The sequence below is a fragment of the Bradyrhizobium sp. SZCCHNS3016 genome, from assembly GCF_032484535.1.
Lineage (GTDB): Bacteria > Pseudomonadota > Alphaproteobacteria > Rhizobiales > Xanthobacteraceae > Bradyrhizobium.
On the sequence record NZ_JAUETE010000010.1, the window covers coordinates 231,973 to 245,455 of the forward strand.

The window sequence follows — 13,483 nt, forward strand, 5'->3', positions numbered from 1 at the left end:
GTCACGTCGGCTTCACTTTTGCGGTCTTGTGATCAAGGAAGGCGCGGATGCGATTTTTGGCCTCCTTGTCGCTCTGCGCGACGGTGGCCATCAGCGATTCCATCAGCAGGCCGGTCTGCGGATTGGCCTCCGCGATCATCGGCAGCGCCTGCAGCACCGCGAAATTCGTCAGCGGCGCGTTGTTCGCGATCTTCGCCGCCAGCTCCGTCGCCTTGGTCATCGAGGCGCCCGCCTCAACGAGATATTGCGCGAAGCCGTAGGACGAGCCTTCGGTCGCCGAATAGACCCGTCCGGTCAGCATCATGTCCATCATGCGGGCGACGCCGATCAGGCGCGGCAGCCGCACCGAGCCGCCGCCGCCGACGAAGATGCCGCGCTGGCCTTCGGGCAGCGCGAAGTAAGCTGACGGCTCGGCGACACGGATATGCGCGGCGCAGGCGAGCTCGAGGCCGCCGCCGATGACGGCGCCCTTCAGCGCGGCGATCACCGGCACGCGGCAGTACTGGATGCGGTCGAACACGCGATGCCACATCTGCGAATGCACCAGGCCCTCGGTCGCGTCGCGCTCGCGCAATTCGGAGAGATCGAGGCCGGAGGAGAAATTGTCGCCGATGCCGTGGATCACGACGCAGCGGACGTCTTCAGGCAGGCTGGTGAAGCAATCGCCGATGGCGAGGATGATGCCGTCATTCAGCGCATTGCGCTTGGCCGGGCGGTTGAGCCCGATCGTCAGGACGGCGCCCTGCTGCTCGATCTGCAGCAGAGACGGATCGCCCGCTGGCGTGGCGGTGTCGGCGTTTCCCATCGCTTGATTGTGTCCTGTTCAGAATAGTTATGTTTTATAACGATCTTCGCGGGAGTCAACAAGCGGCGCCCGACATCATGTTGTGCGATGCAAAAGAACAAGCCGCCGAGGGGCTCGGTCACGCGCAGCATCGTAAGACCCGCCTGCGCGCAAAGGCAAATGACATGATCCGGCGTTCCCGCGGCGAAATCACGCCCGGGGCTTGCCGATATGGATCGCCCTCTCATGCGGAGGGCGCAGGGAAGGCCAGGCGTCGGCTGACGCCTGCGGCCCGCCTGCGAGAAAAAATGCAGGCGGCAGGTACCACAGGTGCAGCCGAGAACGCCCGGCCTTCCCTGCGCGATGGTCTTCACGCTTATACGCAGTCTCCCTGGTGCACCGGCTTGTTGGCCACCATGATCCGCGCGGCGCGTTAGCGCCGTCGCGAACGTAACACCGGCAACGGGGTGTCAGGACGCTGCGACTTCACGTCCGCGACACATCGTTCGTCCGCGCGCCCGTAGACACGCTGCGACATGATCGCGGCCACCGCTCCCCGCCCCGCGTGTCGTGACGATCGCGCGCTACGCCCCTCGGCTTGGGACGGGATGCCGGTAAAGAACCATAGTTTCCGATAAATCGCAAGTTATTTATTTTTATCAGAATATGCTGGAAGGATGCCGCTTAGGCCGAAGCCCCCCCCGGGGCGACTTCCGAGATGAACGGCCAACAACATTGCATTCAGGGTGGCTTCAAAGCCCGCGATGTAGAACGTCCCTACACTTCCCAATGGAGGGGACCATGGTTTCGCTGAAGACATCTCTCGCAGGCGGCGTCGCCGCGCTCGCTGTGACCGCAACCCTGTTCGCCGCGCCGGCGCCCGCTCAGGCCCATGACGGACGCAATGCGGCGTTGATCGGCGGCCTGGTGGCGGGAGCCCTCATCGGCGGCGCGCTGGCGTCGGAAGCGCAAGCGTATGAGGCGGCGCCGGTCTACCGCACCCACTACCGCGACGCCACGTATGACGGCTACGGCTACGAGCGCTACCGTTACGTGCCGGCTCACCGCTATCGCGATTGCGACCACGGCGGCTACGGCCGGGTTTCGGATTGGAACGACGAGGATTAGTCGTACGTCTGCCCGGGATACGGGCGTCCCGATTTTCTTGCTCGACGCCATGGCTTCCGGACGGCGACACCACTAGCTGCGCTGTCGTCCCGGGTCGGCGGCTCGACCGCGCTGCGCGCCGCCGAGGCTTACCCGGGACGACAATGGTGTGTGAGGCGAGAGCCCGCGGCCACAGATTCCGGTGTCGTCCCTGCGAACGCAGGGACCCATAACCACCGGCTTCGATGGGACGATGACTGGCAGTCATGCCTCACCGATCGATTCCGCGGTATGGGTCCCTGCGTTCGCAGGGACGACAGCGGAGGTTGCAACAACAGCTGGCGCCGCACCGTCATTGCGAGCGACGCGAAGCAATCCAGACTGCCTGCGAGGAGATACTCTGGATTGCTTCGTCGCTCTGCTCCTCACTATGACGAAGCGTGACGCAAGCCGCCCGGCCTACAGCACCACGTGCACGTCGATGACGACGCGATCTGCATGGCGGGCGGCGGAGCCGACGAGGACGTGCTCCATCAGCCAGCGATACTTCTCGTGGCCGGTCTCGAAGCGCGGGTGGGTGCGGAAGTAGATCAGCCTGGGGTCCACGGGCTCGCCGCGCTTGAGCTTCTTCAGGAGGTCGACCGGCCCGAAGCGGATGCCGCGGTTCTCGACGTAGATGGTGGCGCCGTCATCGGTCTCGAAGGCGTACTTCGCTTCGAGGTCGATCAGTTCGTTGGGGCGGATGATCTGGAAGTCGGCGCCGAAGTTGCAGATCTTGCCGCTGATGCCTTCGCCCCCGAGGCCCGGCCCCTTCACCTCGCCGCCATGGATCGGAATGATCCGGCGCACGCCGATGCCGGTCTCGCCGGCGGAGGTCACCTCGCCGATCATGACGGTGAGGGTGAAGACGTAGCGGGTGTCGAGGATGGGCGTCGTCATCAGCGGTTCATCATCTGTTGCGGCAGCCAGGTGGCGAGCAGCGGGAAGGCGATCAGGATCACCAGCCGGATCAGGTCGGTGGCCACGAACGGCAGCACGCCCTTGAAGATCGTGGAGAAGGATACGTCCTTCACCACGCTCTTGATGACGAAGACGTTCATGCCGACCGGCGGATGGATCAGGCCAAGCTCGACGGTCATCACGATGATGACGCCGAACCAGATCGGATCGAAGCCGAGATGGGAGATGACGGGAAAGATGATCGGCACGGTCAGGATGATCATCGCCATCGCGTCCATCAGGCAGCCGAGCACCAGATACATCACCATGATCAGCGCCAGCACCCCATAGGGCCCGAGGCCGAGACCGGTGAGGAACTCCGTCACCTTCTGCGGCGTCTGCGTCACCGTGAGGAAGTAGCCGAAGATCAAGGCGCCGATCAGCACGGTGAACACCGCGGCCGCGGTGCGCGTCGCCTGCAGCAGCGAGGCCAGGATCTTGTCCTTGTTCAGCCGTCCCGTGAACACGCCAATCAGGAACGCGCCGGTGGCGCCGACGCCGCCGGCCTCGGTCGGCGTGAAGCGCGGCAGGAACGGAAGACCATAAAGACCGCCGATCACGAACAGGAACAGCAGCATCGGCGCCCAGATGCCCTTGAGGCCCTTGATGCGCTCGCTCCAGGGCAGCGCCTCGCCCTTGGGCAGGAAATCCGGCCGGACGCGGCCGATCACCGTGATGGTGATCATGTACATGGTCATGGCGAGCAGGCCGGGGATGATGCCGGCGATGAACAGCTTGCCGATGTCCTGCTCGGTGATGATGCCGTAGACGGCGAGCACGGTGGAGGGCGGCAGCATGGCGCCGAGCGTGCCGCCGGCGGCGATGACGCCGGTGGCGAAGGATTGCGGATAGCCGAAGCGGCGCATCTCCGGATAGGCCACGGCCGAGAACGTCGCGGCGGTCGCCACCGACGAGCCGCAGATCGCGGCGAAGCCGCCGCAGGCCGCGACCGTGGCGATGCCGAGCCCGCCGCGCAGATGGCCGACGAAGCCGTTGGCGGCACGGAACAGCTCGCGGCTCATGCCGGAGTTGGACACGAACGTCCCCATCAGCAGGAACATCGGGATCACGCCGAACGTGTAGTCCGTGACCGTGCGCATCGAGGTCTGGCCGACCAGCTTCAACGCCGCCGTGCCGTTGACGAGATAGGCGAAGCCCGACACGCCGACGAGCCCCATCGCCATGCCCACCGGCACGCGCAGCAGCATCAGCGCAAACAGCGCAACGAAGCCGATGACGGCAACCGCATCCGTGCTCATGCGGCGCTACTCCGTGGGCTTGACTTGAGGGTCATGAATCTCCTCGGGATGGAAGATCAGACGATAGGTCCGGATGGCGATCAGGAGCACCGCCGAGACGTCGCCGATCCAGGCGATGGCGAAGAACGGCCAGGTCGGCATGTGCAGATCGAAGGTGAGGACGTTGTCCTCATAGGTGCCGCGCACCTTGTCGAACAGGGTCCAGGTCTGCACCGTGACGACGAACAGCAGCACCAGCGTTGCGAAGATGTCGATCCAGCGCTGGTAGCGCGGGCCGACATTGCCCCAGATCAGATCCACGGTGATGTGGGTGCCGCGGTACGATGTCGCGGCAATGCCCCAGAAGATCAGGATGCCGAGCAGCATCCGCCCGATGTCGAAGGAATCGGGGATCGAATAGTTCAGCGTGTTGCGGAGCAGCACCGACAAGAAGATGTCGAGCGCGACGATGCCGACGAAGAACGCGGCGATCCACTCGATCCCGTCGATGATCCGGTCCATGAAGGCGCGCTGCATGGCGTCCCCGTTTGATCTTAGTCGTAGACCTGAAGATTGAGCGCGAGCTGTTGCTCAGCAGGCGGTGGGCCCCCTCGCCCCGCTCTTGTCCGCCGTAGCTCGAAGAGCGAAGGCGGATGCGGGGAGAGGGTTGGGGTGAGGCAAGCGGGGCAAGGTGGATCGGAGCACGCGTCGAGGGCGCGCCTGTTGCCGCATCCATCGGAATGAGGCGGGAGGCGCGGCATCTGCGATGATCGCGACCGCTACTGCGCCAGCGCCTTGTACTTGGCGAGCGAGGCCTTCAGCTCGGTCATGGCGGCCTCGGCGTCGACGCCGGTCTTCTTGACGCCATCGGCCCAGGTCTTGAACAGCGGCTCGGAGGCCTTCTTCCACGAAGCGGTCTGCTCCGGCGTCAGCTTGTAGACCTCCTGGCCGGACTCGGCCTTGATCTTGTCGACGCCCGCGTCCTCGAACTTGCCCCAGGGCTCGCCGACCCGGCCGGCAGCTTCGGTGTTGCAATTGTCGTCGATCGCCTTCTTCTGCGTCGCCGACATCTGGTTGTACTTGTCCTTGTTCATGACGAAGACGAAGGTCGTCACGTAGAACGGCGCATCCATGTGGTACTTCGTGACCTTGTCGACGCCGAACAGCACCAGCGAGCCCGCCGGAAAGGTGACGCCATCAGCAACGCCGCGCTCGATGATGTCGCGCACTTCCGGCGCCGACGACTGCACGTTGGTGCCGCCGAGCAGGGTGACGAAATTGGCGATCGTCGCATCGGCCGGGCGGATCTTCATGCCCTTGACGTCCTCAGGCACGACGACCTTCTTGGTGCGGGTGTGGAAAGCCGACGGCGTGTGGACGAAGGCGAGGCAGTACTTGACGTCCTTCATCTCCTTCTCGGCATATTTGCGATACCACGCGTCCAAACCTTCCGAGCCACCCTTGGCGTCAGAGATCAGGAACGGCAACTCGCCGGCGCCGATGATCGGGAAACGGCCGGGCTGATAGCCGGGGTTCACATAAGTGACATCAGCGATGCCGTCGCGCGCCATGTCGTAATGATCGAAGGCCTTGCCGAGCTGCTGGGCCGGGAACACCTTGCCCTTGATGGTGCCGCCCGAGGCCTTTTCCACCGACGCGGCCCAATCCTCCAGCGCCTTCTGCAGCGGATGGCTCGCCGGCACCCAGTGCGAGATCTTCAATTCGAATGTCTTGTCCTGCGCGAGCGCGGGGGTCACACCGGCGGCCAGAGCCAACGCCAGAAGCGTCTTCCTCATCGGGATCGTCTCCTCCATCAGGGGGCCTTCAAGGGCCCTTTGCTTCATTGTTATAGCATATAAGCATCATTGCAAGCGCGGCGGCAGGTTGGCCACCAGTGCACGCGCCAAGCGGAGCCTATCGCGCCTGCCAGCGCAAGTCTGGCAGACGAAAGTTGCAGGCACATGGCCATTTCATTAACACGTTAAGGATCTCGCCTGCACCCGAAATTGCACGGCGGGAGCATCGCACCACGAAATTGCCGCAGGGCCGCACCGGACGCCCTGCGACATGGCGCGCGGCCCATCCCGTGCATCCGATGCGCAACGTGTCAAACGCCCGCGCAAAAGACGTTTGAAACTTTGTAGGCGGTGCAAAATCCGCGCTGATGTCGTTGACTGCGGACATCGCCAGCAACGATCGAGACACGCATGAGCAGCATCCCCGCCGGATTCGAACCGCATTTCCGCAAGAGCCCGTTCACCGATCCTTGGGAGCCGCTCTACGCCAAGAAAACCGACAAGGCCGTCATCCTCGGCCTGCGGCTTGCCACGCCGCACACCAATTCGCGCGGGCTGATCCATGGCGGGCTGATCGCATCGCTGGCCGACAATGCGATGGGCTATAGCTGCGCCCAGGCGCTTGGCTGGGAGGCGTCGCTGGTGACGATCAACCTCGCGGTGGACTACATCGGCAGCGCCGGGACCGGAGAGTGGCTCAGCGTCGAGAGCGACGTCATCAAGAGCGGACGCACCGTCTGCTTCGTGCAGAGCCTGGTGCTGGCCGATGACGCCGTGATCGCGCGTGCGAACGCGACCTTTCGCGTGGTGCCGAAGAAGGAGTGACCGAAACCGCCGGTCTTTCGCATCAAGATGAGTGTCGCACCAAGGTCGGCGCAATCCCATCCACTCGTCATTCCGGGGCAATCGGCAACGCGCATCTGCGCGTTGTCGATTGAACCCGGAATGACGGGGTGTGGCGTTGTAGTCGCTTTCAGCCGAAGCGCCAGTCGCAGGTCGTGGTCACTAGGTCGATGAAGGCGCGCACTTTGGCGGAGAGGAGGCGGGAGCTCGGGAACACGATGTGGATCGGGAGCGGCGGCGGCTCGTATTTCGCCAGCACCCGCTTGAGGCGGCCGCCGCGCAGCATGTCCGCTGCCTGATAGGCCATCACCCGTGTCACGCCGCCGCCCGCCTCGGCATATTGGATCGCGGCGTCGGCATTGTTGGTGACAAGCCGCGGGCCGACCGCAATCCGCAGCTCCCTGCCCTCCTTGACGAAGCGCCATTCGTCGGACGGGCCGAACTGGATGGTCTGGTGCTTCGTCAGCGCCTCGGGCGTCCGGGGCTCACCATGGACCTTGAAGTAGGCGGGAGCGCCGACCACGATCCGGCGCATGCTGCCGACCTGGCGGGCCACGAGCGAAGAATCGCCGAGATGGCCGATACGAACGGCACAATCGACGCCGTCCTCCACCAGATTGATCTGACGGTCCTCGAGGCGCAGCTCGGCCGCGACCTCGGCATAGCGGCTCAGATACGCGGCCATGACGGGAGCGACATGGAGCCGGCCGAAGCCGACGGGCGCCGAGACCACCAACCGCCCCACCGGCTGCAGGCGCTCGCTCTCCGCGGCGCGCTCCGCCTCTGCCAGATCGGCCAGAATGCGGCCAGCGCGCTCGAGATAGCGTCGTCCGGAATCGGTCAGCGTCACCGAGCGCGTCGTCCGCTGCAGCAGGCGGACGCCAAGATGCGATTCGAGCGCGGCGACCAAACGGGTGACCGCCGATGGCGACAGCTTGAGCCGGCGCGCCGCCGGCGCGAAGCCATTCAGCTCGGCGACGGTGACGAAAGCCTGCATGGCGTCGATGCGGTCCATGGGATTATTGCAGCATCTGCAACGATCCAATGTCAACTGGCCAGATTATTTCCCGGGGGATTCGGACCATATTGGCGTGATGGCGGCCGTCACTGCCGCAGCGACAAGGAGTCATTGCGATGACCCAGACGACCATCCAGGCCCCCGGCGACGTCATGTTCTCACCCGCCGTCAAGGCGATCCAGGCGCGCAAGGGGTCGCGCGAAAGCTACGCGCATGTGGAGCAGAGCCGCGGCTTTCGCCACGCGGTGGACGCCGATCTCGCCGGCCGCCTCGCCGAGGCCACGAGCTTCTATCTCGCGACCGCCTCGGCCGACGGCCAGCCCTACATCCAGCATCGCGGCGGACCGAAGGGCTTTCTCAAGGTGCTGGACAGCCACACGCTGGCCTTCGCCGACTTCAGCGGCAACCGGCAATATATCACCCAGGGCAATCTGTCGGAGAACCCGCACGCCTACATCTTCATCATGGACTACGCGCATCGCCGCCGGGTGAAGATCTGGGGGACGGCGCGGGTGGTGGAGGATGATGCCGCGCTGACGGCCTCGCTGATGCCGGGAGACTACAAGGCGCGGCCCGAGCACATCATCCTGTTCACGATCAGCGCGTGGGACACCAACTGCCCGCAGCACATCCCGCAGAAATTCGACGCGACCGACGTCGCCGAAGCGCTGGCCTTTCGCGATGCTCGCATCGCGGAGCTCGAGGCCGAGCTCGCGAAGTTGAAGGGCGCGGGTGCGTCCGCCGTCTCGTTCTGATGAACGCAAGACAATAGCGAGATTCCGGGTCCAAGGCCTGCGGCCTTGGCCCGGAATGACGGTGCTCTTGACGGACCAGTTCAGGCGGCCTCCGCCGCCCTGCCCCATTCGAACTCGGGGTAATACTGCGCCATCATCCGGTCGGCATAGGCGACGAGGTTGGCAAAGCCTTCGGTGCGCCGGCGCAGCTCGGATTCGAAGAACGGGGTGAGAATGCCGGCGATGACGGCGAACGCCGTCGCATCGGTGCCGCACGGACGGTCGCCCATCAGATAGGGCCGGTCGCCGAGCTGCACCGACAGCGCGCGCAGCGAGCGCGCTGCGAGATCGACGTCCTCATCCGGCGCATGGCGGCCGAGCCCGGAGATCAGATAGTTCTCGGCGACGCGAAACTGCGCGTCCTCGCGCAGCTTCTCGCGCTTGTCGGCCGGCACGCCGTCGAAGAAGTGCGCCGGCCCCTTGGCGAAGTTGACCGGATCGACCCAGCGCGCTCCGACCAGCGCGAAATACAGGTGATGCTCGATCATGCGCTCGAACCCCCAGGCCTGCGCCCGCGCGCGCACGTCGAGCCCATGATCGAAGTCGAAGCCATATTTGCGCTCGACATGGGCGCGGATGAAGGTCGAATCGGCGATCAGCTCGCCGCCGTCGTCGATGAAGGGCAGTTGCCCCTTCGGCGAGGCCGGCGGCATCGCCCGCTGCTTCCGAAAAGCGAGGCCCGCCATCTTCAATTGCACCTCCGTCTTGGTGACGAAGGGGCTGATCTCCGGCAGGCCGAAGCCCGCGCCCAAACCGAACAATGTGATCATGACAGCACTCCCGACTTCCTGAGCAGACGCCGGACGCTACGAACATGCTGCTGCCACCATGGTGTCAGCAGCGGCAGTAGCGTGGTGGCAAGGCCAAGGCCATAAAACATCATCATCGACATCACCCCTTCAATCTCGTTGTTGACCCGGTATAAAGGCGGGCTGCTGCCAGCATCCTGTCAGCATCGGCGGGGGTGCTCGCCCATGCAGGACACACCATGAGACGCGCCGACCGGCTGTTCCAGATCATCCAGGTGCTGAGACGCACGCGCCGCCCCTTGACGGCGGACGCGATCGCGGCCGAGCTCGAGACCTCGAAGCGCACGATCTATCGCGACATCGCCACGCTGATCGGCCAGCGCGTGCCGATTCGCGGCGAGGCCGGCATGGGCTACATCCTGGAGAAAGGTTTCGATCTGCCCCCCCTGATGCTGACGCCGGACGAGATCGAGGCGGCGGTGCTCGGGGCGCAATGGGTCGCGGTCAATGCCGACCCGGTGCTGGCGCGCGCGGCGGAGGACCTGATGGCCAAGATTGCCGACACCGTGCCGGAGCGGCTGCGGCCGTTCGTGCTGGAGCCGGCGAGTCGCGCCCCGCGGCCGTGGATGCGCGAGCCGGACCGCATCGACATGGCGCGCACACGCTCGCAGATCCACGAGGGCCGCAAGATCAGGCTGCGCTATCGCGACGAGCAGGGCCGCGACAGCGAGCGCGTGATCTGGCCGATCGCGATCGGCTATCACGACGCGGTCCGCATCCTCGCCGCCTGGTGCGAGCTGCGCCACGACTTCCGCAGCTTCAGGACCGACCGTGTCGTCGAGGCGGACTATCTCGACGACAAATATCCGGAAAGGCGCGAGGCGCTGCGCGCCAAATGGCGGCGCAGCCTGGTGTGGGAGGTTCCCAAGGATGTCTGAATCAATGCCCGATGACCTTGACGTCAGCCCCTGTCAGAGCTGCGGCGCGTGCTGCGCCTATTCGTCGAACTGGCCGCGCTTCACCATCGAGGAAGATGCCGCGCTCGACCTCATCCCGGCGGAGCTGGTCAACGAGCGGCTGTCGGGCATGCGCTGCGACGGCGACCGCTGCTGCGCGCTCGAGGGCGAAATCGCGCGTTCCGTCGCGTGCCGGATCTACGCGATCCGCCCCGAGGTGTGCCGGACCTGCATGCCCGGTGACGCCGAATGCGCGATGGCCCGACGCAAGTTCGGGCTGCAGGTGCTCGCCTGAGCCAAAGGCAAGGAAGACGGGGAGTCAGGCCATGACCGGCTCGGGGCTGTCGTCGAGATCGTCCTCGAACGGCTTCATCACCGAGAGCGGCTTGGTCGACAGCGAGATCGGCTTGCGGCTCGAGGTCGTGCTGGCCGGACCCGCCCGGCCCCCGCGGGATTGCGCATACAGCGCCGATCCGACCCGGCCGCCGAACTGCGACAGGTCCTGCTCGCTGCAGGTGGATGCAATCGCAAGCGCCAGCGGGTGAAGATGCGTGCGCCTGTAGCAGAACAGCGCCAGCATGGCCCTCACATCGGCGGACACGCTCTCGACCAGCGCGGGCAGCCCGTTGGCGTCGGCACGGTAGAGCTCGCCGAGAAGCTCGTCGCCGACCGGGCACGAATCGCTGTCGAACGCATCGCGACTTTGAAGCATCGGTTTGATTGCCATGCCGCAACGATGCAGCGCGAATCGCTAACGGTCGGTTAACCAAACCGAACGGTCGTCCCACCCCCGGCTTGACACGGGGGCTGCCGCGGTCGGTGCGCCGAGACGCGCCGTGGCCGGGGCTCAGCCGTTCGCGGCCATGAAGATCGAGAGCCCGAAGCCGGTGAGGTGATGCAGCGCCTGATCGACGCCGATCAGGGTCCAGAACCAGGGGTGCTCGGTGTTCATGCCGAACCGCGACGAGCAGATGCCCTTCAGGCGATCGATGGTGATGTGAATGGCGAAGTCGATCACGGCGACGAACCAGAATCTCGGCGCGACGATCAGGATCAGGACCATGGCGACGGCGAGATGGATCAGGCAGTGCACCAACAGCGGCAGCGCCCAGCCCTTCCGCTGGTCCTTGCCATAGGCCATCCAGGCGTTCTGCAGCACGAAGTCGCCAATGATGTGCTTGAAGGTCAGCAGCAGCATCCAGCCGACCAGCGCACCAACCGGAACCTGCGACGACAAAGAGGGAAAAGACAAAGCTGACGCTCTCGCTACGACTAACCCTTGGAACCCAACCTTGGACGCACGGGGAACTGGAGGCGTTCAGCGCAATCTGATGAGAATACCCGGCCAATTCGACGCGTATGCGACGCTTATGACATCTCCGGTAGCGAATTGCACGCGAAAGGGAACCTCAAATCGCACTCTGCTACCCTTCGCGGCGATCCCGCCGGGGGTAAGGTTACCCGCGCCGCGGCGCATCCGGCGACAACCGTCGCTGCGGCAGCTTCATTCCGCAGCGTTGGTCTTCGGCACTGACAGCGCCCTCGCCCGGATCTGCGCGATGGTCCGCTTCAGCGCCCCCTGTCCCGGCTCCGCTAGTGCAACGGCGCGCGCCTCCGCGATGGCGGAGGCGAGATCCGGGATCGGCAGAACACCGTCGAAGGTCGGCTTGGCCAGGCCATCGATGATGGCATGCCAATCGGCAAGGCCCTGCCGGTAGGCGTCGCCCTGGCCCTGGATCATGGTCGCCGTCGCGATCACGGCGGGCGCCGCCGCCGGCTGCTTGTCCAGCGCGCGCGCGATCATGTGCAGCCACCGCTCGGCCCAGACGCGCTCCTCGGCATAGCGCACCGACTGCAGCCGCCAGCGCCGCAGGCCGGCCATCAGCTTGAGGCGGCGAACGGCGAGCCGCGATCGGGCCGAAAAGCGGACCTTGACCCGGCGCCGGCCCAGCCAGCCGATCTGCTCGAAGGCCGCCAGCAACGATTCCGCCACGGCCTGCGGCAGCGCACCGATCAGCTCGTCGAGGCGAAACCTCCTGACGTCATCGCTCTCGCGTCCCCCCTGCCGCCGCCCCATGTCGAGGCTGATCAATCTGAGCTGGGCGATCCGGATCGGATCCTCGTAGGCCATGCGGACGGCCAGCAGCTGCGCGATCTCGGACAGCATGCCGGCATCGACGTTCGATCTCCGCACGAACCGCTTGATGCGATCGACATAGAGCTGCGCATAGCTCGCGCCCTGATACTCCATCAGCAGATGAATGCCCTCGCTCACCGCCGGGACGGCGGCGTCGGGCAGGCCCTGCGGCAGAAAAGGCGGCTCGCCATCGTCGTCGCCGATGAAGTCGGCGAACAGATATCGCAGCGAGGACCGGACGCTTTCCACTGGGCTTCAGGCTCCCGGATCACGCCGGCTTGGCGACGGGCGCCGGCGCGGTGGTCTGTTGCGCCAGCCGCCGCTCGAGCGTTTCGATGTTCTGGAACAGCCGGGCGCTGGCGAGGCGCAGGAAGTAGAAGGCGAAGGCGGGGTTCTGGACGTAGAGCTGCTCGACCTGGTCGTAGGACACCGACAGGATCAGCCCGCCCTCGACGCATTCCAGCGTCTGCGTGCGCGTATTGGACGGCGAGATCATGCCGAACTCGCCCACGATCGCGCCGACCGGCAGCTCGATACCGGATTCGACCAGGCGGAAGCGGCCGCTGACGATGTAGTACATGCTGTCGGCCTTCTCGTCCTTGTAGAACAGCACCTCGCCGGGACCGCATTTGCGCTCGGTCATGAACGGCTTCAGCCATTCCATGGAGAGGTCGCTGTTGACCGACTGCTTCACGTCGCGGACCAGTTGCAGCATCTGGTGGAGCCGGTAGCTGTTGAGCGGCAGCAGCACCCCGTGCAGGATCAGGACCGGATAGTTGTGCATCGGCACCGCAGTCGCGATCAGGACGATGTTGGTGAGGATGGCGAAAACCCGCAGCGGAATCATCGTCCGCATCGACAGCGTGGCGACCACGAAGATCGAGGCGAAGAGGCTGCCGGCGGCGCCCGCATGTTCGACCAGGTGTGAGGTATCCATCGGGATCAACCAGACTCTTGGGACGCAGGAGGGCGGACGCTCGGTTCCGGCCTCCTTTTGCCTAATTTAGCGTGTCCATGCCGACCTCTGATATACGGCGAACAGACGACGTTTGAACCGGTATT

16 protein-coding genes are annotated in these 13,483 nt (G+C 65.2%); 5 read left to right on the forward strand and 11 right to left on the reverse strand.

The window, feature by feature from the left end; all coding sequences use genetic code 11:
• Position 1: 1 nt before the first annotated feature.
• On the reverse strand, positions 2-805 hold the full coding sequence (locus QW881_RS20345; RefSeq protein ID WP_315753537.1) for a crotonase/enoyl-CoA hydratase family protein: 804 nt from the start codon (positions 803-805) through the stop codon (positions 2-4).
• A gap of 780 nt (positions 806-1,585) precedes the next feature.
• Here QW881_RS20345 and QW881_RS20350 point away from each other — a divergent pair.
• On the forward strand, positions 1,586-1,912 hold the full coding sequence (locus QW881_RS20350) for a hypothetical protein (protein ID WP_315753539.1): 327 nt from the start codon (positions 1,586-1,588) through the stop codon (positions 1,910-1,912).
• Positions 1,913-2,350: 438 nt separating this feature from the next.
• Here the strand turns inward: QW881_RS20350 and QW881_RS20355 are convergent, their stop codons facing one another.
• From QW881_RS20355 to QW881_RS20370, 4 genes are all read right to left on the reverse strand, one after another.
• The gene (locus QW881_RS20355; protein ID WP_315753541.1) at positions 2,351-2,830 is read right to left on the reverse strand and encodes a DUF3237 domain-containing protein; all 480 of its coding nucleotides are present in this window, start codon (positions 2,828-2,830) and stop codon (positions 2,351-2,353) included.
• Positions 2,830-4,149: a TRAP transporter permease gene (locus QW881_RS20360; protein WP_315734739.1), complete on the reverse strand. Its 1,320-nt coding sequence runs from the start codon at positions 4,147-4,149 to the stop codon at positions 2,830-2,832. The genes QW881_RS20355 and QW881_RS20360 overlap by 1 nt, the downstream gene beginning before the upstream one ends.
• 6 nt (positions 4,150-4,155) lie before the next feature.
• Positions 4,156-4,665: a TRAP transporter small permease gene (locus QW881_RS20365; RefSeq protein ID WP_315753543.1), complete on the reverse strand. Its 510-nt coding sequence runs from the start codon at positions 4,663-4,665 to the stop codon at positions 4,156-4,158.
• A gap of 242 nt (positions 4,666-4,907) precedes the next feature.
• Positions 4,908-5,924: a TRAP transporter substrate-binding protein gene (locus tag QW881_RS20370; protein ID WP_315753545.1), complete on the reverse strand. Its 1,017-nt coding sequence runs from the start codon at positions 5,922-5,924 to the stop codon at positions 4,908-4,910.
• A gap of 411 nt (positions 5,925-6,335) precedes the next feature.
• On the opposite strand from QW881_RS20370, the gene QW881_RS20375 reads away from it, so the two are divergent.
• The gene (locus QW881_RS20375) at positions 6,336-6,749 is read left to right on the forward strand and encodes a PaaI family thioesterase (RefSeq protein WP_315753547.1); all 414 of its coding nucleotides are present in this window, start codon (positions 6,336-6,338) and stop codon (positions 6,747-6,749) included.
• A 148-nt stretch (positions 6,750-6,897) separates the two neighbouring features.
• Here QW881_RS20375 and QW881_RS20380 read toward each other — a convergent pair whose 3' ends face one another.
• The gene (locus QW881_RS20380; RefSeq protein ID WP_316159136.1) at positions 6,898-7,782 is read right to left on the reverse strand and encodes a LysR family transcriptional regulator; all 885 of its coding nucleotides are present in this window, start codon (positions 7,780-7,782) and stop codon (positions 6,898-6,900) included.
• Between the two features lie 119 nt (positions 7,783-7,901).
• Between QW881_RS20380 and QW881_RS20385 the strand changes: the two genes are divergently transcribed.
• Positions 7,902-8,540, forward strand: a complete 639-nt coding sequence (locus tag QW881_RS20385) for a pyridoxamine 5'-phosphate oxidase family protein (RefSeq protein ID WP_315753551.1) — start codon at positions 7,902-7,904, stop codon at positions 8,538-8,540.
• A gap of 80 nt (positions 8,541-8,620) precedes the next feature.
• Here QW881_RS20385 and QW881_RS20390 read toward each other — a convergent pair whose 3' ends face one another.
• Positions 8,621-9,349 (reverse strand): glutathione S-transferase family protein, encoded by a 729-nt coding sequence (locus tag QW881_RS20390; RefSeq protein WP_315753553.1) that lies wholly within the window; start codon positions 9,347-9,349, stop codon positions 8,621-8,623.
• 218 nt (positions 9,350-9,567) lie between these two features.
• Here QW881_RS20390 and QW881_RS20395 point away from each other — a divergent pair, with 218 nt between their 5' ends.
• Both QW881_RS20395 and QW881_RS20400 read left to right on the forward strand, forming a co-directional pair.
• Complete coding sequence (locus QW881_RS20395) at positions 9,568-10,266, forward strand: YafY family protein (protein ID WP_315753555.1); 699 nt, start codon at positions 9,568-9,570, stop codon at positions 10,264-10,266.
• Positions 10,267-10,270: 4 nt separating this feature from the next.
• The gene (locus tag QW881_RS20400; protein WP_409998940.1) at positions 10,271-10,579 is read left to right on the forward strand and encodes a YkgJ family cysteine cluster protein; all 309 of its coding nucleotides are present in this window, start codon (positions 10,271-10,273) and stop codon (positions 10,577-10,579) included.
• Positions 10,580-10,603: 24 nt separating this feature from the next.
• Here QW881_RS20400 and QW881_RS20405 read toward each other — a convergent pair whose 3' ends face one another.
• The 4 genes from QW881_RS20405 to QW881_RS20420 all read right to left on the reverse strand — a co-directional run bounded on the left by QW881_RS20405 (position 10,604) and on the right by QW881_RS20420 (position 13,358).
• Positions 10,604-10,996: a hypothetical protein gene (locus QW881_RS20405; protein WP_315753559.1), complete on the reverse strand. Its 393-nt coding sequence runs from the start codon at positions 10,994-10,996 to the stop codon at positions 10,604-10,606.
• 135 nt (positions 10,997-11,131) lie between these two features.
• The gene (locus QW881_RS20410; protein ID WP_315735691.1) at positions 11,132-11,482 is read right to left on the reverse strand and encodes a DUF3307 domain-containing protein; all 351 of its coding nucleotides are present in this window, start codon (positions 11,480-11,482) and stop codon (positions 11,132-11,134) included.
• A 306-nt stretch (positions 11,483-11,788) separates the two neighbouring features.
• Entirely contained in the window at positions 11,789-12,670 is an 882-nt protein-coding gene (locus QW881_RS20415; protein ID WP_315753561.1) for a DUF6537 domain-containing protein, read from the reverse strand.
• A gap of 19 nt (positions 12,671-12,689) precedes the next feature.
• Positions 12,690-13,358, reverse strand: a complete 669-nt coding sequence (locus QW881_RS20420) for a cyclic nucleotide-binding domain-containing protein (RefSeq protein WP_315713745.1) — start codon at positions 13,356-13,358, stop codon at positions 12,690-12,692.
• Between the last annotated feature and the right edge of the window lie 125 nt (positions 13,359-13,483).